This is a genomic window from Neobacillus sp. Fa239 (assembly GCF_055395235.1).
On record NZ_AP041611.1, the window covers coordinates 4,662,063 to 4,682,018 of the forward strand.

Annotated in this window: 17 protein-coding genes, 1 other RNA gene and 1 pseudogene; 2 read left to right on the top strand and 17 right to left on the bottom strand. The window is 40.3% G+C overall.

Translation table 11 applies throughout. The annotated features are described in order from the left end of the window. Nucleotides 1-34: 34 nt before the first annotated feature. From ACZ5XR_RS23190 to ACZ5XR_RS23210, 5 genes are all read right to left on the bottom strand, one after another. On the bottom strand, nucleotides 35-769 hold the full coding sequence (locus ACZ5XR_RS23190) for an amino acid ABC transporter ATP-binding protein (protein WP_464498838.1): 735 nt from the start codon (nucleotides 767-769) through the stop codon (nucleotides 35-37). 15 nt (nucleotides 770-784) lie between these two features. Beyond that, nucleotides 785-1,474: an amino acid ABC transporter permease gene (locus ACZ5XR_RS23195; protein WP_464498839.1), complete on the bottom strand. Its 690-nt coding sequence runs from the start codon at nucleotides 1,472-1,474 to the stop codon at nucleotides 785-787. Further along, on the bottom strand, nucleotides 1,461-2,285 hold the full coding sequence (locus tag ACZ5XR_RS23200) for an amino acid ABC transporter substrate-binding protein (protein ID WP_464498840.1): 825 nt from the start codon (nucleotides 2,283-2,285) through the stop codon (nucleotides 1,461-1,463). The genes ACZ5XR_RS23195 and ACZ5XR_RS23200 overlap by 14 nt, the downstream gene beginning before the upstream one ends. A 162-nt stretch (nucleotides 2,286-2,447) precedes the next feature. After that, nucleotides 2,448-3,269 (bottom strand): ammonia-dependent NAD(+) synthetase, encoded by an 822-nt coding sequence (gene nadE, locus ACZ5XR_RS23205; protein WP_464498841.1) that lies wholly within the window; start codon nucleotides 3,267-3,269, stop codon nucleotides 2,448-2,450. 71 nt (nucleotides 3,270-3,340) lie between these two features. Continuing rightward, nucleotides 3,341-4,471, bottom strand: a complete 1,131-nt coding sequence (locus ACZ5XR_RS23210; protein WP_464498842.1) for a serine hydrolase domain-containing protein — start codon at nucleotides 4,469-4,471, stop codon at nucleotides 3,341-3,343. Nucleotides 4,472-4,664: 193 nt separating this feature from the next. On the opposite strand from ACZ5XR_RS23210, the gene ACZ5XR_RS23215 reads away from it, so the two are divergent. Further along, nucleotides 4,665-5,177 carry an acyl-CoA thioesterase gene (locus tag ACZ5XR_RS23215; RefSeq protein WP_464498843.1) on the top strand — a complete coding sequence of 171 codons (513 nt, stop codon included), beginning with the start codon at nucleotides 4,665-4,667 and terminating at the stop codon, nucleotides 5,175-5,177. Between the two features lie 48 nt (nucleotides 5,178-5,225). Here ACZ5XR_RS23215 and ACZ5XR_RS23220 read toward each other — a convergent pair whose 3' ends face one another. From ACZ5XR_RS23220 to ACZ5XR_RS23250, 7 genes are all read right to left on the bottom strand, one after another. Continuing rightward, on the bottom strand, nucleotides 5,226-6,227 hold the full coding sequence (locus tag ACZ5XR_RS23220; RefSeq protein ID WP_464498844.1) for a DUF3231 family protein: 1,002 nt from the start codon (nucleotides 6,225-6,227) through the stop codon (nucleotides 5,226-5,228). A gap of 122 nt (nucleotides 6,228-6,349) precedes the next feature. Beyond that, nucleotides 6,350-6,583, bottom strand: a complete 234-nt coding sequence (locus tag ACZ5XR_RS23225; protein WP_464498845.1) for a hypothetical protein — start codon at nucleotides 6,581-6,583, stop codon at nucleotides 6,350-6,352. Between the two features lie 13 nt (nucleotides 6,584-6,596). Then, nucleotides 6,597-7,595, bottom strand: a complete 999-nt coding sequence (locus ACZ5XR_RS23230) for an AI-2E family transporter (RefSeq protein ID WP_464498846.1) — start codon at nucleotides 7,593-7,595, stop codon at nucleotides 6,597-6,599. A gap of 93 nt (nucleotides 7,596-7,688) precedes the next feature. Beyond that, on the bottom strand, nucleotides 7,689-8,693 hold the full coding sequence (locus ACZ5XR_RS23235) for a polysaccharide deacetylase family protein (RefSeq protein ID WP_464498847.1): 1,005 nt from the start codon (nucleotides 8,691-8,693) through the stop codon (nucleotides 7,689-7,691). Between the two features lie 226 nt (nucleotides 8,694-8,919). Continuing rightward, a complete protein-coding gene (locus ACZ5XR_RS23240; protein ID WP_464498848.1) occupies nucleotides 8,920-12,039 on the bottom strand; it encodes an MMPL family transporter in 3,120 nt (1,039 codons plus the stop codon). A gap of 4 nt (nucleotides 12,040-12,043) precedes the next feature. Beyond that, nucleotides 12,044-12,499 (bottom strand): MarR family winged helix-turn-helix transcriptional regulator, encoded by a 456-nt coding sequence (locus ACZ5XR_RS23245; RefSeq protein ID WP_464498849.1) that lies wholly within the window; start codon nucleotides 12,497-12,499, stop codon nucleotides 12,044-12,046. Nucleotides 12,500-12,704: 205 nt separating this feature from the next. Further along, nucleotides 12,705-14,336: an ABC1 kinase family protein gene (locus ACZ5XR_RS23250; protein ID WP_464498850.1), complete on the bottom strand. Its 1,632-nt coding sequence runs from the start codon at nucleotides 14,334-14,336 to the stop codon at nucleotides 12,705-12,707. A gap of 100 nt (nucleotides 14,337-14,436) precedes the next feature. Here ACZ5XR_RS23250 and ACZ5XR_RS23255 point away from each other — a divergent pair. Continuing rightward, a pseudogene (locus ACZ5XR_RS23255) lies at nucleotides 14,437-14,634 on the top strand (GNAT family N-acetyltransferase); the annotation flags it as partial. A 142-nt stretch (nucleotides 14,635-14,776) separates the two neighbouring features. Here ACZ5XR_RS23255 and ACZ5XR_RS23260 read toward each other — a convergent pair. From ACZ5XR_RS23260 to ACZ5XR_RS23280, 5 genes are all read right to left on the bottom strand, one after another. After that, nucleotides 14,777-15,217: a hypothetical protein gene (locus ACZ5XR_RS23260; RefSeq protein ID WP_464498851.1), complete on the bottom strand. Its 441-nt coding sequence runs from the start codon at nucleotides 15,215-15,217 to the stop codon at nucleotides 14,777-14,779. A gap of 175 nt (nucleotides 15,218-15,392) precedes the next feature. Next, nucleotides 15,393-15,750: a transfer-messenger RNA gene (ssrA, locus tag ACZ5XR_RS23265) on the bottom strand. 125 nt (nucleotides 15,751-15,875) lie between these two features. Continuing rightward, complete coding sequence (gene smpB, locus ACZ5XR_RS23270) at nucleotides 15,876-16,343, bottom strand: SsrA-binding protein SmpB (protein WP_464498852.1); 468 nt, start codon at nucleotides 16,341-16,343, stop codon at nucleotides 15,876-15,878. A 433-nt stretch (nucleotides 16,344-16,776) separates the two neighbouring features. Further along, complete coding sequence (gene rnr / locus ACZ5XR_RS23275) at nucleotides 16,777-19,140, bottom strand: ribonuclease R (protein WP_464498853.1); 2,364 nt, start codon at nucleotides 19,138-19,140, stop codon at nucleotides 16,777-16,779. Between the two features lie 25 nt (nucleotides 19,141-19,165). After that, entirely contained in the window at nucleotides 19,166-19,912 is a 747-nt protein-coding gene (locus ACZ5XR_RS23280) for an alpha/beta hydrolase (protein WP_464498854.1), read from the bottom strand. Between the last annotated feature and the right edge of the window lie 44 nt (nucleotides 19,913-19,956).

Below are 19,956 nucleotides of genomic sequence, written 5' to 3' on the forward strand. Positions count from 1 at the left end.
GAAAAAAATGCCATGGCTCGCAAGCCATGGCATTTTACTGAATCATATTCAAAAATTTTCTTGTTCGCTCTTCCTTCGGATTAGTGAAAATTTCTTCCGGTGAGTTTCTTTCCACAATGACACCTTGGTCCATGAAGATTACTTCATCAGCTGCTTCACGGGCAAAGCGCATTTCGTGGGTCACAACAATCATCGTCATGCCTTCCTGTGCCAGATCCTTCATCACTTTTAAAACCTCACCAACAAGCTCTGGGTCGAGGGCCGAAGTCGGTTCATCAAACAGCATCACTTCCGGTTCCATCGCAAGGGCCCGGGCAATGCCTACGCGCTGCTGCTGACCGCCTGATAACTGTGCAGGGTAATAATCAACCTTATCGCCAAGTCCCACTTTTTCTAAAAGCGCGACAGCTTTTTTCCTGGCAGACTCTCTTCCCTCACCCTTTACCGTAACAGGACCTTCCATTACATTTTCAAGAGCGGTTTTATGAGGGAATAAATTATAGCTTTGAAAAACCATCCCGGTTAAGCGGCGAAACGAAGCAACATTTTTTTTCGCTATCGCTCCCGAAAAATCAAGGCTGTGACCTTCAATGGAAATGACGCCTTTTGTCGGTGTTTCCAATACATTGAGGCAGCGAAGCATCGTCGTTTTACCAGAACCTGATGGTCCAATCACAACCACGACCTTACCTTTTTCCACCTCCAGGTCAATCCCTTTTAACACTTCCAGCTGATCGAATTGCTTATATAATCCTTTAATTGAAATCATCGTCATTCGCCTCCATTACACATAACGGTCCAGTTTCTTTTCAATAACCTGCTGAAGGATGGAAAGGAAAAAGCAAATGACCCAATAAATCAGTGCCGCTTCAGAGTAGACCAATAAAAATTCATAATTGAAGGCAGCAATTTCCTGCGCCTTTCGAAACATCTCCGTTAACAGGACAAGCGATGCTAATGACGTATCTTTAACAAGACTAATAAATGAATTCGATAAAGGCGGAATCGAAACCCGTGCAGCCTGCGGCAAGATGATTCTTCGCAATAGCTGTGAATAGGACATGCCGATAGAATAGCCCGCTTCCCATTGTCCTTTTGGAATGGAAATGATCGCCGCGCGGATTATTTCTGAACAATATGCCCCGACACTTAACGAAAACCCAATGATTGCAGCCGTATAGGAATCCAAGGTTACCCCAATGGTTGGCAGCCCATAAAAAATGATAAAGAGCTGAACCAATAATGGAGTACCGCGAATGATGGATACATAGACTCTCGCAATAATTTGCAGAATTTTACTATGAGAAATACGGGCAAGTGCCGTTAAAATGGCTAGGATCAAGCCGATGACGAAGGTGATCAGCGTCAAAGGTATTGTATAAAAAATAGCCCCTTTCAAAAGGGGCAGAAAGGAACTTTGAGCAATATCCATTAATTTGGCTACTCTTGTAGGGTCAATACTATTTAAGAACATCTTCACCAAACCATTTCTCAGAGATTTTTTTGTACGTTCCGTCAGAAATCATATCTTTTAATGCTTTGTTAACTGCATCTACGAATGTTTTGTTGTTTTTTCTAAACATAAATCCGCTTGTTGAAGCTTCACTTTGTGTAGCTACAATTTTCACTGGTGCATCAGGCTTATGCTTTTTGTAATCTAAAAATGAAATCTTATCATTAACGGTTACATCGACACGTTTTGCAGCAAGTAAATCCATTGATTCATTGAAGCCTGGTACGCTGACAATGTTCGCCCCGTATTTTCTGGCAATATCAGCAAAGTTACTTGTCATTGACTGCGCTGCGTTAAGTCCTTTAATATCTTCGAACTTTTTCACTTTAGTATTGTCGTTACGAGCAATCAGGACTGCGGCCGATGTGATATATGGAGTTGAGAAATCATATTTTTGCTGACGGTCTGGACGGATTCCTACTTCATTGGCGACCATGTCGAAGCGCTTTGCATCAAGACCTGCAAACATCGCATCCCACTGAGTCTCTTTAAATTCCGGTTTAACACCGAGACGCTTGGCAACCTCTGTTGCAATCTCCACATCAAAGCCGGTTAAATTACCGCTTTGATCATGGAACGTAAATGGTGCATATGTACCTTCTGTACCAATTAAAAGCTTTCCACTTGATTTAATGCTCGCTAATAAATCTTGATTCGTTGTTTTTGTTCCCGTGGTCTTTTTATTATTATCAGCATTATTGCTTGTACCGCATGCTGAAAGCACGACCATAAAACTTAAAACAAGTGCAAAAATGGCTGTTAATTTCTTCATTTTTCAATACCCCCAAATTCTGATTGTTTTTCTAGGAATTTCATTACCTAATCATATTACATCCCTTTTTTTCTGTCAAAGGATATTTCGTTTATTTTGCCCTAATCAATCAAAAAAATATAAAAAACCTACCAGTTATTTTTTCTGATAGGTTTTTTGAATTTATTTCCACCAAGTATCAAACACGGTCACAGGAAGCTGCCTTTTATGTTCTGTTATCATATACCGCTTTTCAATTTTTGCGGCAGTTTCATGTGAAACTTCCTTCCCTTCAAGATAATCATCCAATTCATCATAGGTAATGCCTAATTCCGTTTCGTCGGCTTGACCTGGCTTATTATCCAGCAGATCAGCCGTTGGAACCTTTAGATATAAACGCTCATTTGCACCCAGTTCCTTCAGTAATGCCTTACCCTGACGTTTTGTCAGGCCGCTTAACGGAAGGATATCGGCTCCGCCATCACCATATTTCGTATAGAAGCCGGTTACTGCTTCGGCAGCATGGTCGGTACCGATTACAAGCAGGCCTTCCATTCCTCCAACTGCATATTGAGCAATCATTCTCATTCTGGCTTTGACATTCCCTTTTTGATAATCACTTAAAGGAGAACCTTTGGTAATCTCATCATATTCTTTTTGAACTTCATCTACTGCACCTTTTACATTAAAAATAAGCTCTTGATCTGCTTGAATAAATCCTAATGAAGCCTTAGCATCCTCCTCGTCCTTTTGAACACCATAAGGAAGTCGGACAGCAATAAAAACAGCTTCATTCCCTTCAGCTCTTAGTTCTTCAACGGCAAGCTGAGCCAGTCGGCCTGCCAGAGTTGAATCTTGACCGCCGCTAATGCCCAGAACGTATCCTTTTGCTTTTGTTTTCAGCAAATAATTTTTTAGAAAGTCAATCCGCTTACGGATCTCCTGTTGTGGATCAATGGTTGGATTAACATTTAATTCTTGCATAATCTGATTTTGCATGCTCAACTTTTATGCCTCCTAAATCTTATCATGTTTGTTATTAATAAATATTGGAGGAAAATCATCATAAAAGCAAGCTAGCTAACCTTAACTTTTTGAATTGGTGATTTTTGCATAGTTAATAACGAATGAAGATCTACGGCCATGCTTTTGACTTTAACTCTTGGATCACGGATATTTACCAAGATCGCCATGGCAGTTTTATCTTTAAAATAAACATGAAGTGTTTCCCAGCCGCCAAGCACCCCTCTGCTGAAAATGCGGTTGCCATAGTTATAAAGTCCAAGACCATATGTTGAAACACTTCTTGGCGTAATCATATTATGCAATGATTTCATCGAAACAAGCTTTCCAGTGAATAATGCTTGATCAAACTTTGTTAAATCCAAAGCTGTCGCATAAATATCACCACAGCCAAATAGCAAATAGGTGTTAAAATTTTTGATATTAATTAAATGTCCACCGGTTCTTTTATACCCATTTGACATCACAGAATGCGGAAATTTTCGGGTAATAAACCCTGAATCCTTCATGCCGGCTTTATCAAATATATTCCTCTGGATATAGTCATGTAAAGAGGTGCCTGACACCTTTTGCACAATATAACCAAGGACAATATAATTAACATCTTTATAATCCCATTCTGTTCCAGCTGGAAATAAAAGTGATTTTTTTTCTTCTGCTTTTATAATTGACAATGGAGTCGTTTCACCCGGATGCCAAATTGGCTTTTGAAGTCCTGAGGTATGTGATAGTAAATTTACTAATCTTATATTTCGTCCATTTGGAAAATGGGGGAAATACTTAGAAATCGGATCCTCAATCGATAACAACCCTTTTTCTTGAAGCTGCATAATACAGGTCGCAACAAATGCCTTCGTAACGGAGCCGATGGCAAAGGTAGTAGAAGATCTGTTTGCGATATGATGTTTCACATCAGCAAAGCCAAGACCTTGGTTAAAAATTACTTTATTACCCTTTACTATCGCAACACTGCCATTAAAATGATTGTAATTTAAATAATCACTTACTCTCTGTTGTACAGAAGGATCTTTTTTGACTATCTGAATGAATTGTTCCTTTTGATTTGAGGCTAATTCCTTTGGATGATTTATATACATGCGCGCATTATTAAGAACATCACAACCGGTTCCTACTATAAGGATCATCGCAATAATAGTCATGAGCAGGAGCTTTTTAATAGTCATATGCTTCCCCTTCTTCCTATCAATATTTTACTTCCCCTATTATGCATGAATAAATATTAATTAATCCACGTTACATAGCTTGTTTCCCGATTAAGTTTTAATTAACTTTCCATTAAGATAATTTGTTTATTGATACATACTTTGGTAAAAATATCATAAAGTGATATGCATTTATTATTATTGGAGGTCGAATATGGAATCGAAGACATGCAATGAATCCCGGGTTGTAAGAACGAGTAGGATTTTTCCAAATGATGTAAATAACCATAATACAATGTTTGGGGGAAAATTAATGAGTGATGTCGATATGATTGCTTCTATTACGGCCACAAGACATTCAAGGAATGAATGTGTGACTGCATCAACGGATTCTGTTGATTTTCTTAGCCCAATCACACCAGAGGATTCGGTTTGTTTTGAATCCTTCGTTACCTGGACAGGAAACACTTCACTGGAGGTTTTTGTGAAAATTATTGCAGAGAATCTGTTAACCGGTGATCGAAAGATTGCTGCAACGGCTTTTTTAACATTTGTCGCCTTGGACGAAAATGGAAAGCCAACGTCAGTTCCGGCGGTCATCCCTGAAACCCCTGAGGAAAAGAAGCTTTTTGAAACTGGACAGCTTCGAGCAGAAGAACGGAAAAAGCATCGAAAAAGCAGTAAAGAACTGGCCAGTTATTTTACAACAAGGAAACCATGGGAATAAGAAAAGAGGCTGTCCCAAACTTATGGGACAACCTCTTTTTGTTTTTTGTTATACTAACCCTTCTAATTCCCTTCGATCAGGTGCTCCTGGCGGCTCCTGCATCCAGCCGCGGTCAACCATAATTTTAAATCCCTTTTTTGCGTACAATAAAATTTCTAAAATGTATTTTTCATAATAGGCCACCAAATCAGTCCTCAAAGACACAGACATAGCATGCCCAATTAGCGTAATATCGATAGAATTCAATGAATGAAAGAGCATGACAATCAGCTTATTGGAGAAAGGAGAAACAGTAGAATCAGTTACCTCCATGGATAACGGGATATTTCCCAATAATTCCTCCTTTATTAGTATGTCATTAAAGGTACGAATTTGTTTTTCGGATATTTTTTTCCCTTCTTGGATATAATCATGAATTTCTTTATCCTTTACGACTTGAAGCAATCCCAAACATAATATTATGGAAAAATAATTTCGTTCTGTATTAAAAAATATTTCTGTGAGTTCCATTGAATTTAATGGCCTTTTCTTCCCAAAAGCACTGATATACGACTTGTCATCAATATACTTTACTTCCTTTGGATAAGGAATCATAGGAGGTCTGTCATAAACTCCTTTAGCAAGCATTAAAGCAGTTGTCTTTTGATATAGTTTCGTTGAATCATTCACAATACTGGTGAATAATTCCAAAATGTCTTGTCTGGCAATATTAGATGTAATAAAGGCAATATTGATCATTCCCATCCTGCTCATGGAATACACAAAAGTAAGCCCAAATAAATCATAAAATAATGGAGGGGCCGATAAATCGATATCCTCGTCCGTGAATCCATCAGGCAGTGGCATTTTCTCGTTATTATACATATCTGTTATTTGCTGGATGTGCCCGACCGATATTTCTAAAGCTTCTTGTAAAGTGACTTTAATTTCTTCGTCACGATTATGATATAGAAAATATTTTAATAAGCACACGGCCATCGTTTCTTGGAGATAGGCAGCCCATAAACCGCCAATTTCCGCACTTGATAACCTTGCTGAATGTGTACCCATATCTTCTCCTCCAAAAACAAATCGATATGAATAGATTTCCAAGCACAATTTAATTTATACACTTGGCTCCTTTTAAAGAGAAAAGACTGCCTCTTGTCGATGAGGCAGTCTTTATTTTGGTATTAAGCTTTTTTCAGTACGGAGTTCAACTGAATATTTCGTTCACCTTTTTCTTCTGCTGAAGCCAAATCATATTTCTTTAATAAATGGAAAACTTCGTTTAACAGCTCCTGTGAGTGCTCTTTTTCAAAAAAGCTCTGAAATAAAGGCAGCAACTCCTTTGGCAAAAACGCCATTTGGGATTCGTATTTCGATTGTACATCTTCTTGTGTGTGATCCAACTTACATTCGCTCATGTCTCTCTCTCCTTTATACCTTTTTATGATCGGTCACTTCTAATACATCCAATAGGAATACAAAGATGGGAATACCAACGATCAGCCCCCATATTCCAAAAAAATGCTCTGAAAAAATCAAGATAATGAACGTATAAAATACCGGCAAATTGGTCTTCGATGACATCAGATTAGGATTTAAAATATAGGCTTCAATGGCATGTATAACCAAAATGGCAATTCCAACATAAAGAACTTTCATTAATCCGCCAATACTATAGGCAATAACAGCTAGCGGAATAAACGAAAGGATGACTCCGGCAACAGGTATGAGTCCTAAAAGGAAAATCATAATCGAAAGTCCGCCCAACTGTGGAAAACCTAAAATCCATAAGAAAATCGTCGTCAAAATACAGTTTACAAGCGCTATGATAATTTGAGCTTCAATAACTTTACCAAAGGTTGCCGCAAATTTTTGTGCAAAAAATTCAATTTCGACATAGATGGTGGCAATCTTACTCTGCCTGAATTTCCTGGTAAACTCAATTAATCGAGGCTTTTCCAATAAACAAAATAAACTCATTAATATCGCCAATAATAATTGCAGGCCAACCTTGCTGATATCGGTAAAATATCGATAAATAAGGGTAAATCCCTGCTCTAAATAATTGGAGATTTGAATTTTTTCCACTCTGTTCACAAGATAATTCAACATAAAATTATCATGCTTAGCGGTATAAAAGGCGGTTAACTGTTTAATTAACTGCTTAATTTCAGTGGCAATGATCGGAAGATAAACAACCAGGCCGTATGAGAGGAGTCCGACAATAACCACATAGGAAAGAATAACAAGTATTTTCCGGTTCAGTCTAATTTTCCGTTCAATCGCCTTTACCAATTGGTCCATTAAAAAAGTAAAAATAAACGTAAATAAGATTAAATTGATCATATCTCTTAATGCATATAAAATGATCGCAATAAACAAAAAAATTAACAACCTTTTAAATCCGCTGCTTTGCAATAGTTTATTCATTTCTAACCCCATTACTTGTGTTTAGATTTGGTATAAATACCCACATGACTTTATTATAACAAATCCGAGAGGAATAAACTGGATTTTTTACCTTTAAAAGTGATATGGCGGCATATTATCAGATAAGGGCTTGCATTCATAGTGCTGCTTGGTTAAGTAGTCTAACAGCTTTGGTAAATTGTCCAGTGTTTGTTTTTGTTCATGCATCAGAATCACAATTGGATGATGTCCCGTTTGTTGTTTTAATTGAGCTATTATGCTTGTGACAAATCTGTCATCCCTGTAGTACCAATCCCTGCTGTCAATTGACCAATCCCACATTAAAAAGCCGTGTTCCGCAACTGCTTGCTTATATTCCTTTGTCATATAAGGAGCACTGCCGTATGGTGTTCGAATTAAAAAGGTTTTCACGCCTGTTATCGACTTTAATGTCTCCTGATCCTGCTCCATTTCACCCAATATGGATTGTTCCGAGGCGTAAAACTTTTTGACATTATGGGTAACGCCATGTAGACCAACCCCTTCACCTAACTGGACCATCTTTTTCACTGCGGCAGGATGCTGTTTAATATTGCCATCCAGCATAAAAAAAGTGGCTTTGAAATGATACTTTTCCAGCAGGGTGAGGATATCGCCTGAAAAGCTTTCCGGTCCATCGTCAAACGTTAAGTAGACTGTTTTTCCTCCACCGTTTACAGGTCCCGTTAGATTGGGCTGTGGTTTCGAATCATTTTTTGGTTTTTGGTGAGTGTCGTTAACCTTGCTTACTGTTTTCTTTTGAGCTGCCGGACCATTGGATGCAGGTTTCGTTCCGTCTAAGTTAGCAATCTCTCTTTTTGCTGTTTTTTGCTTTAATGCTCTTTGCCGCTGTCCCTGTAAAAAATCCTTTTCATACTGAGTTTCACTTGTTAATTGTGAAATCGGTGCTGTCACTTGTATTAGAGGAAGGTTGTGGTTTGTTTTTAGTTGTTTACCAGGTTCATTGGCTTCGGCTTTTGCCGCAAAATAATAAAAAGTAAGTGCTCCTGCACCTAAAAGCCCTGCCAAAGAACTAAGCAGAAAGGTTACCTTCACCCACCGTTTTTTCCGTCTCCCCATTTTCCTATCCCTCTTCGTTGTCTTTTTTTATTCTTGCCATCATTATAGACGATTTTTTGACAAATTTGTTTCGAATATATTAAAAATATTACAAAACTATTAAAATCGATATAAAGTAATAGTTTCATACAAAAAACTCACCAAGAGTTGGTGAGTTCAGCCTAAATGATTTCCTTTTTTATACAATGCCTAAAAGGATAGGGGCACCCAGCGGATGCCCCCAAATTTATCTTATAAACGGCCACCAATTGGCTTTGCCAAAGTTTTTGACCAAGACTGGTATCAATAACGGCAAGATCACAAAGGCGTATAATAATAGCCCAACAAGGACAATGGAAGCAATTTGCAGCAATGATAACATTCCTGATGGCATCATCGCCGCAAAGGTGCCGCCCAATATAATCGCCGCGGAAATGATAACCGTTCCCATCTTTTTCATGGAGATCAGCATTGCCTCTGGAACCGTTAAATCTTTGTATTCATTGAAGCGGTCCATTAGGAAGATACTGTAGTCGACCCCAAGCGCCACCAAAATCACAAAGCCAAAGAATGGCACCGCCCAGCTGATTCCGGTATAGCCTAATAGATTTACAAAAATCGTTTCATTGATCGCCATTGCCGTAAAATATGTCAAAATCAAGGAACCGATTAAATAGAGCGGCATGATGATTGACCTAAATAACAATACTAAAATGATTCCGATTCCAAGCAGCATGAGCACGACTGTCCGTGAAAAGTCTCGGCTGGACATTTGATTTAAATCGGCATTAATGCTCGTAATCCCGCCAACCGCAACAACAGCATTTTCAAGCTTCGTTCCTTTAACGGCCCTTTTCACAGCAGCTTTCATGTCACTAACTTGATTGATTGCTTGATTGGAATACGGATTGGCTTTAAATACCACGTCCATGGTCATGACTTTATGGTCCCCGGGCATATAGGTATCAATGGCTTTTTGAAAATCTTTACTAGTCAGCACTTCTGCTGGCAAATGAAAGCCCGCTAGATTATCTGAATCCGATAAGCCTGATAAATACGTCTTAGCTGAGTCTAGACCCGTAGATACCTGGTCGAGACCCTTGGCACTTTGATCAAGACCGCTGGTTAATTGTGTCAACTGTCCGGTTAGACTGCCAAAGCCATTAAGCAGCTGTTTTTGACCATTGTTAATGCCTGATAGACCATCGGTTAACTTAGGCATATTCGCAACGATTTGCCCTTGCCCATTTGCAAGCTGGTCAAGACCTGCCTGCTGCTGCTCGATCCCTTTGATTAATTTTTCCAGCCCGTCCCCTAGTGACTGCTGACCGCCATTTGCTTTGCTAAACCCTGCATTTGCCGTATCCATGCCGCTGGAAATTTGGGATAATCCTGAGTTTAATTGTTTTAATCCTGTTGTCAACGGTGTTATCTGCTGTTGAAGAGCAAGAACGGTTCCTTTTATTTTCTGGTACCGCTGTTCTTTCGCAAGGCCGCTATAATGGCTTTCTAAATAAGCGAAATCGCCACCGTTGATCTGGGCAAGTGCATCGTTCACTGCCTGTAATCCATCCCCAACCTGCTTATAATTCGTATTGAGCGTGTGGAGATTGGTCCCCATTTCCTGATATCCCTTTTGCAGTTTCTTGTATCCTGCCAATAAGTCCTCTGCACCTGCTTTTGTTTTTTCTAATCCCTTTTTCAACTCGGTCGACCCTTTAGTGCCTTGGCGGATCCCGTTCTCAATTTTAGCCAGGTTGGTTTGAACCTCAGTGAGTCCTGTTTTTAACTGACCTGTTCCCGTAATCAGCCCATTAATTCCGCTCACAGCATCACCCAACTGCGGCTCCGATTTGGACAGCTTGCTGCCTGCTTCATGTAAGCCACTGCTTATTTTCGTAATTCCGTCATTTCCCTTACCCAGGCCTTCACCAAGGCTCTCGGCCTGGTTATTGACATAGAATTCTTTGATCTTTTCACCGGTTGGCCTTGTTACGGAGCGGACCGTATCGACTAGGTTCACCTTTTCCACTTCCTGGCTGATTTTTTCAGCCAGTTCAATATAATCGGACGAATTCATCGCTACATCATTTTTGATGACAATTTGCGTTGGCAGCGATTCACCGGGGCCAAAGCTATCGGCAATCGCATTAAAAGCGCGAATCGACGGGACCTTGCTGCTAATTTCCTCGAGTGAATTAAACGATAATTTGCCATCATAAAACACTAAAAACGGCACACATATGGCGGCAACGATGAATAATGATAGGAGTGGACGAGCCAATGAAAATCTGCCGGCAGTTCCCCATAGCTTACTTTCGGCATGCTCCAGCTTTCCTTTGGATGGCCAGAACAGCTTCCGACCTAATACTGCCATAAAGAAAGGCACAATCGTAAACAAGGCAACCAGCAGCATCGCAACCCCGATGGCGACCGCTGCAGCGGACTGATAAAGCTTGAACTGGGAAAAACCGATCGTTGCAAAGCCAATCATGACCGCCAAACCGCTAAAGAAGACCGTTCGTCCGGCTGTCCGATACGTTTCAACAATAGCTTCTGGTAAACTATCTTTTTGCGATAATTCCTCTTTAAATCTACTAAGCAATAAAATGCAATAATCAGTACCAATCCCAAACAAAATACAAACTAGGAAGATTTGTGTATAGTTCGAAATCGGGAAATTCAGTTTATCCACTAAAATGGCAACAATCGATTGCGAGGCAAGATAAGTGATTCCCACCGTTATGAGGGGAATGATCGGCGATATGAATGACCTGAAAACAAGCAGTAAAACACCTAAAATAAAGACGACCGTAATTCCCTCTGTCTTCTTCAGACCTTCCTCCGAGCTCTTCATCAAATCCTCATTGATCATCCAGTTGCTCGTATAATAGTGATCGACCTTGACGTTATCAATTGTTTTATATAATGCATCGCTAATCTCTTGTGGCTGCCGATTATTGTTGGCAACCGATACAGACGCGAGAATGGATTTGCCGTCCTTAGAAACAAGCTGGCTGGTTAAGCTCTTATCTTTAAAATGGGTGAGGATGCTGGTAATGCCCAGCTTCTCTTTGTTCGCTTCAAGCTCTTGTATCGCTTTATTGGCTTCTTGAATTTTCGCTCCTGTTAATTTTTTTGAATCATGGAAAACGAGCGCGACTTGTGTTTCTTTGCCGCCATCCTTTTGCTTTTGAACCTGATTCATAATATCGGTAGCTAAATAGGAGGAATACCCCTTCGGCACATTCACCTGCCCCTTGTCCCTGACCAACTGGCTCATGTTTGGTGCAAGCAGGAACAATCCGATGACGAGGGCAATCCAAGCCAACAAGACAAACCATTTTCTTTTTAAAATGACATTCACCGGTTTACTCCTCCTGCTGTCCTTTATTGTCCATTAATACTTGATTAATCTTTTCATAGGTTTCTAAAAATTGTTTGATTTCTGTTTCGTCGAACTTGGTAATCAAGGACTCCACCAGTTTATGGATTCGCTCTTCCATTTTGTTAAAAAGGTCAGTCCCTTTCTCCGTTAAGGTCAAGTAAACCACGCGCCGGTCATTTTCATCACGGGTCCTTTGGATTAATCCTTTTTCCCACAGCCGATTAATGATGGCCGTGATCGCACTTTTTTTCACCTCAAAAACATCGGCTAATTCTGACGAGGTACAGGTACCTGATCTGTTGATATACCTTAGCATGTAATGCTGATCGTTGGTGAGATCATTGCCGATTTGTTCTTTTACAAGAGATTCTCCTTTTTTATTCACCGAAAAGGATACCGCAATATAACGGTCAACCAATTCTTTTATTGTCTTGCACATGATCGGGGTTATCTCCTCTCCATATAATTCTATTATTTAATTATTCAACAGTTTAACTATTAACTATGTTAACTATAATGGCAGAGGTTTTCGCTGTCAATTTTTATGATGAAGAAGGGTCAGACCCCCTTGCTCAACACTCAATAAATAGCGGTATAAGAAAAGTTCAGCTATATATTGACGTTGTGGGGTCTGACCCTTATGTTTAGGAACCGCGATATTTCCCTTGGAAACGGAGTTTTTTCAGCCATTTTCTTTGTCGCAAGCTTGCGATGAAAAACGCTATTGCTGAAATTCCAATTAGACATAGAGACCCCTTCCAGATCCATGCATCATGAAGATATTCTCCAGTAAAAATACCAGTTAACCCAAATAAACCAAGAAAAAAAGCCTGCTTTTTCAGATTTTCAAATATGGAAAAATAAAGCTCTCGCTGTTGCTGAGTTTCCTTCAATTCTAAATAATGCTGCGGAACATGCAGCACATCTGAAAAGGAATGAGCAATTCGAAAGATGGGCAGCGCTGAAATCCATTTCAGGATAATTTTCCACTTACTGGTCGGGCTTTGGTTGATCCAATCCATAAAGGCAGGTTCCATCAACTCAATCGTTTCCTTGCCCGGGCAAATGGTATGCAGCATTCCCTCAATGGTTGCGAAGGATCGTCCTAAAAATATGAAGCGTGTTGGCACTTGAATAGGCAAAGATTTTACCAGATCATTAATCTCCTTTTTCGCTGCAAATAGCCCCATTTTTTTAAAATCAGTAAGATTGAATGACATGGTTTTTTTCAACAGTCCTTCCATCGTTCGAGGATTCGTTTCTGGCAGTAAAAATCCTAATTCTAATAATACCTCTGCCATTTTGGGATAGTTTTTTAATAAAAATGCCTCTAATAGGTTTTGAAAATTAGCTGCATCATTCTTTGAAATTTCTCCGGACATCCCAAAATCGAGGAGGACGATTGTCCCATCGGAAGTAACGAGCACATTTCCGGCATGGGGGTCGGCATGAAACATCCCTGCTTCCAGCCATTGCGGTAGAAATACACGAAATAGGCGATCCGCTAGATTAACGCGGTCAATTTGATTCTTTTCCAAAAAATCAACGTCTGTTACTCTTGCGGCCTCCACCCATTCCATCACAAGCACTTTGGATGTACTGAGTTCAGGGTACACTTTCGGAATCTTAAGTCTTTCAACATTTTGAAATCGCTGCTGAAAATTAGACGCCGTCTCCAATTCCTTGGTAAAATCCAGTTCTCTTTCGATAACCTGCTTAAGCTCTTGGAAAAGCATGCGGAAATTAATAAATCCTTTTGGAACCGGGGCAAAGTGATGGACAAACCAAATAATAATCGATAAGGAACGGAAATCGGTATTCACGATCGATGGAATCGTAGGACGCTGTACTTTAATGGCTACCCTCGTTCCGTCCTTCAATCTCCCCTGATAAACCTCTCCAATGGAAGCGGAAGCAACAGCTTTGCAATCAATGGAAAGTACTTTATCAAGGATTGGCGCATTCCATTCTTTTTCCAGGACCCTTTTAATATTTTCCCATGGTGATGGCGGGACTTGGTCCACAAGGTCTTGTATTTCCTTAATAAAACCGCTCGGAAGCAAGTCCGCTCGAATACTTAAGATTTGTCCAACTTTTATTAACAGGCCTTCTAACTCAAAGAGCGTCTGTCGAAACCTCTTTCCGATTCTTTCCCATAATTGATTGCGCTCTGCATCAGTTTTGTTCCGAAATCGGTACCAGTAAACTTGTATGACAACAGAAAGAGCAAAAGAAATGACTTTCCACATCCGATAAAATTTTCGTTTCGCCTTCATACAAACTCTCCTCTTTACAGAACATTTCTTTCAATCTATTTCCACAAATGATACGAACGAAAACCAATTAAGTTTCATAAAGGCTATGTTAAATTAATGGCTGTATGTCGGAACGGGAAGAATAAGAGTTGTGGATGCCTTAGGAAAATTAGAAAGGATATGTATCATGAAGCCATACCGTAAATTTGGTCTAGGAAAAGTAATTATTAATGCCTTAGAGGAGATCGCAGAAAAACAGGGAGTATCCCAAGTTAAATTACACGGTCAAACACAAGCAGAGGGTTTTTATCAAAAACTTTAATTAAAAAAGTAATAGACAGCATATTAATACCATCCACATCCCCAAATGATGATAAAGACAAAAACCATTCCATATAGAATGGTTTTTGTGGTTCATTAAACTGCTTCGATCTAAGCAAGCCCCCAAAGGTCGATACTTATCATGAATCTAACTTCTTGAAAATAAATGTTTTTAGCAGCAGCCCTAATGTAAGACCAAAAATAATGGAACTGAAAATATGGGAATAATAATCATTAATGGGTCTAAGACGAATATACTTGCCTTCTATGAGTGCTGTGAATATAAGTTCACATACTAACCATGCGAGTAAGCTGCACGCAGTAGTTTTAATAACTATTTGGCATGTGCCAAACTTTTCAAATAAATAGTAAAGTAAGACTGCAAAAACACTGCCGACTAAGATATCTACAATTAATCCTAAGAAAAATACAGGCCGGTTTAATGTAATAATAAAACTTGCCAATTCATAAATACTAAATTTACTAAAACCAAAATAAGCAAGTATCCTCGAAGCAATCTCTCCTGGAATTGTTGACAGGACACCTAATAATCCAATTATTACTACCTTATCTTTTATCATAGCATCACTACCCTTAATCTTTCGTGGATAATTTTAGTTTACAAATTATATATAAATTTATACGTAAATTAACCGACCAAAAAATTGCCTAATATAAAAAGAAGCATAACCTTGCCAGTGCGGCAAAATTATGCTTCTTTTACATTTATGCTAGTTTTATTATCCACCTTATGTATGGTGGAGACGGCGGGAATCGAACCCGCGTCCAAAGATATTGGCACTTAAGCTTCTACGAGTGTAGTCGACATATTGGCGCTTCGCTGATCCATATGCCTGTCGACAGGCGTCCGGTCAGCTAGCCTGGTTGTTCTCTTCCTTCATCCTCAGGCGGTGGAATCCGGCGTAGCCCACTTAGAGTGAGTCCCTTACCCTACCACATGGGCGATGGAGGGAGGAACCGCTATGCAGTATTAAGCTGCGAAAGCGAGGTTGTTGTTAGTTTTGCCAGTTATGGCTTTGACGTTTTAACGAGGCCGATCCCCTCGACTCGCAACCTAAGCTCAAACTACCCCTGTCGAATCCGTAGCGTCCCCATTATAAAAATGAAGCTAGACGTTCGGAAGCTCAAGTGTTTTGAGCTAAAGTCAATGTCGCATCTCTTAGCGACAAACTTATTATAACACATTGAATGCATTTTTCAATTGTAATTATTTGTAAGCTACATCTTTTGTCGGTCGCGGAAAGCTCGTTCAATTTCACGCTTGGCTTCTTTTTGCTTTAAAGCTTCACGTTTGTCGTAATTCTTTTTACCTTTTGCGAGCCCGACAAGGCACTTACAAAAACCATTTTTCAAATAAAGCTTTAATGGAATAAGCGCATATCCGGCTTCTTTTGTTTCACCAATGAGCTTATTGATTTCCTTTTTATGCAGCAAAAGTTTTCTCGTTCTTAATGGGTCATGGTTAAATTGATTCCCTTGCTCATATGGGCTGATGTGCATTCCAAAAAGAACGGCCTCCCCATTTTGAATCCGGGCATAGGCATCCTTTAAATTTACTTTTCCGGCACGAATCGACTTGATTTCGGTTCCTTGCAAAACCATTCCAGCTTCATAGGTTTCTTCAATAAAATAGTCATGGTAAGCTTTTTTGTTTTGAGCCACTACTTTCCCTTCACCTTTTGGCATGTTCTCACCTCGTTTACTGCTTTTATTGTAGCAGAATGCATTGGTACAAACAATCAAAAGAGGCCTTGGAATTAGGCCTCCTAGAATTTTGAATTTACTTGAGCTCGTTCAGATGGCTTTCTTTGACCGCGAAAGCTCTTTTTTCGCTCTTACGGGCAATCTAGACGGCTTCCTTTGACCACCAAACCTCTTTTTTCACACTTATGGACAATGCAGACGACTTCCTTTGACCGCCAAAGCTCTTTTTTCACTCTATTGGGCAATGCAGACGACTTCCTTTGACCACCAAACCTCTTTTATCACACTTACGGGCAATCCAGACGATCTCCTTTGACCGCCAAAGCTCCTTCTTCACTCCATTGGGCAATGCAGACGATCTCCTTTGACCGCAATAACGCTTTTTTCACTCTTTCGGGCAAAGCAGATGACTCAACTAATATTTTTTCTTCTTCCGCTTCGTGCTTTTGTTTTTTGGTACATTCTCATAGAATTTGCGTTTCTTTTTCGATTTGGAGCCTTCGCCGCCCTGGCCGCCTTCACCGGACTTTTGATTCTTTTGATTCCTCCCGCCCTCTTGATTATTCCGGCGAGGTTTCTTCGAATCACTTCCCGTTTTAAACACTTTCGGTGCCTCGGACCGTTCCCTTCGCGGAGTCCCTTTCATGCCGACAATTTCAAAATCAATCGAGCGTTCATCTTTATTGACCTTCACCACGCGAACCGTGATTTCATCACCTATTCTAAACACGTTTCCTGTCCGCTCGCCAATCATCGCATAGTGGCGTTCATCAAAACGGTAGTAATCATCGGTCATATAGCTAACATGTACTAGGCCTTCAATTGTATTAGGCAGTTCTACAAACATGCCAAAATTGGTGACAGAGCTGATGATGCCGTCGTATTCAACGCCAATCTTATCTTCCATATATTCAGCTTTCTTCAGTTCATCGGTTTCTCGTTCGGCATCAACGGCACGGCGTTCCATTTTAGAGGAATGCTGGGCAATTTCCGGCAGGCGAGCATTCCATTTTTCCCTTGTCGTTTCATCCAGTTTTCCTTCTATTAAATACGTACGAATTAATCGATGCACAATCGTATCAGGATAACGGCGGATCGGGGAAGTGAAATGTGTATAGAACTCGGTAGAGAGCCCAAAGTGTCCCAGGCTTTCCGGATCATATTTTGCTTGCTGCATCGAGCGCAGCATCACAGTCGATACTACCATTTCCTCCGGCTTTCCTTGAACCTCTTCAATGATTTCCTGAAGGGCCCGAGGGTGAACTTCATTGGCCGTCCCTTTTACGATGTAGCCAAAGTTGGTGATAAACTCGAAAAACTTCCGCAGCTTATCTTCCTTTGGATCTTCGTGAATTCGATAAATGAATGGGACATCCATCCAATGAAAATGCTCGGCAACGGTTTCATTTGCACAAAGCATAAACTCCTCAATTAATCTTTCTGCTACCGACCGTTCACGGAGAATGACATCAGTCGGATTTCCTTCATCATCCACTAAAACCTTTGATTCTTTAAAATCAAAATCGATGGCGCCCCGCTGCATTCTTTTATTTCGTAAAATTTCGGCAAGCTCCTCCATCAACTCGAACATCGGCACAAGCGATTCATATCTAGCTCTTGTTTCTTCATCTTTATCGATTAAAATCCGATTGACATCAAAATAGGTCATCCGCTCTGTGGTTTTGATGACGCTTTGAAAAATTTCATGATCGACCACTTGACCTTCTGAAGAAATTTCCATATTACAGGATAGAACCAGGCGGTCTACCTTTGGATTCAAGGAACAAATGCCATTGGATAGACGGTGCGGAATCATTGGGATCACACGGTCGACTAAATAAACACTTGTAGCTCTTTCCTCTGCTTCAAGGTCGATCGGTGTTCCTTCTTTTACGTAATAACTGACATCCGCGATATGTACGCCAAGCTTAAAATTTCCGTTCTCCAGCCTTGTAACCGTGACCGCATCATCAAGATCTTTGGCATCGGCTCCGTCAATCGTCACAATCGTTTCATTCCGTAAATCACGTCGGTTTGCCAATTCACTTTCATCAATGGTATCTGGTGTATCATTTGCTTGCTGCAATACTTCATCCGGGAAAGCCATGGGTAAGCCGTGCTTATGAATAATAGAGAGAATGTCCACACCAGGATCATTTTTATGACCAAGAATTTCAATTACTTCCCCTTCGGCACTTTTTCGTCCTTCCGGATAAGTTGTCAGCTTCACCACTACTTTATGACCCTCGACTGCTCCTTTTGAAGCGGCCTTCGGGATAAAAATATCACTGGCAAATTTTTTATCATCCGGGAGGACAAACCCGAAACTCTTGCTTTCAACATACGTACCAACCATTTGCTGGATGCCGCGTTCAAGGATGCGGATTACGCTTCCCTCCCTGCGCTGGCCGGAACTTTCAGATGAGACACGGGCTAATACCGTGTCGCCATGCATAGCGGTATTCGTTTCATTCGGCGGGATAAAAATATCATCCAGTCCGGGTTCATCGGGCACCACAAAAGCAAATCCTTTGGCATGACCTGTTAATTTACCGCGAATTAAGTTCATTTTTTCAGGCAATCCATAACGATTGCTGCGGGTCCGAACCACTAACCCCTTTTCTTCCATTTGAACGAGCGCCTTGACAAACTCTTTAAAGTCACTTGAATCCTGTATACCAAATGCGGCTTCAAGCTCTTGGACCGTTAATGGTTTATACGCTTCGTCCTTCATATATTGCAAAAGCCTGTTGATATGCTTTTGAATATTATCCTCCAAACAAATCCCTCCTCATAGGGGGCACTTAATCGTGCCAATCTAATTTTTCTAAAAAGGCATATATATCTTCGTGAAGCTGTTCCCGCTCTTTATCGAGCGTAATCACATGACCTGATTCCTCGTACCATTTGATTTCCTTCTCGTCCGATTCCACTTCATTGTAAATAATGTTGGCACTTTCCGTATTGATCATTTGATCATGGCGGGCCTGCACTACGAATGTCGGGGCATAAATATGATCGATATGCTCGCGAACATCTGCAATCAACTCTTGCAGTGCCTTTAACGTTTGCATCGGAGTCTTTTTAAACTCGTTCATTTCTATTTCGATTTGCTCGTCGGTTTTTCCTTCTCGTTGTTTGAATTCACGAGCATATTCAAGAATGCCCTGGTACATGACTTCCTCGCTTTTTATATGCATCGGTGCACACATCGGTACAATACCTTTTATAGGTACAGTGTAACCCAATTTTAGGGAAAATACGCCGCCTAACGAAAGTCCGGCGACAGCAATTTCCTCATGTCCTTTATTTTTCAAAAATTCATATCCATTCAGGACGTCCTGCCACCAGTCTTCAGGCCCCGTAAGGACAAGCTCCTCCGGTGGTACTCCGTGACCTTTATAATGCGGCGCATGACATGTATAGCCTTTTTTTTCGAGAAAGCGGCCAAGCATGCGGACATCGGAAGAATTACCTGTAAATCCGTGCAGTAAAAGAACCGCTCTATTTCCTCCTTTAAAGGTAAATGGCTTAGGTAATGAAACTCTCATGTGAAAAAATCTCCTTTTATATAGATAACTTATCTTAGTTTAAG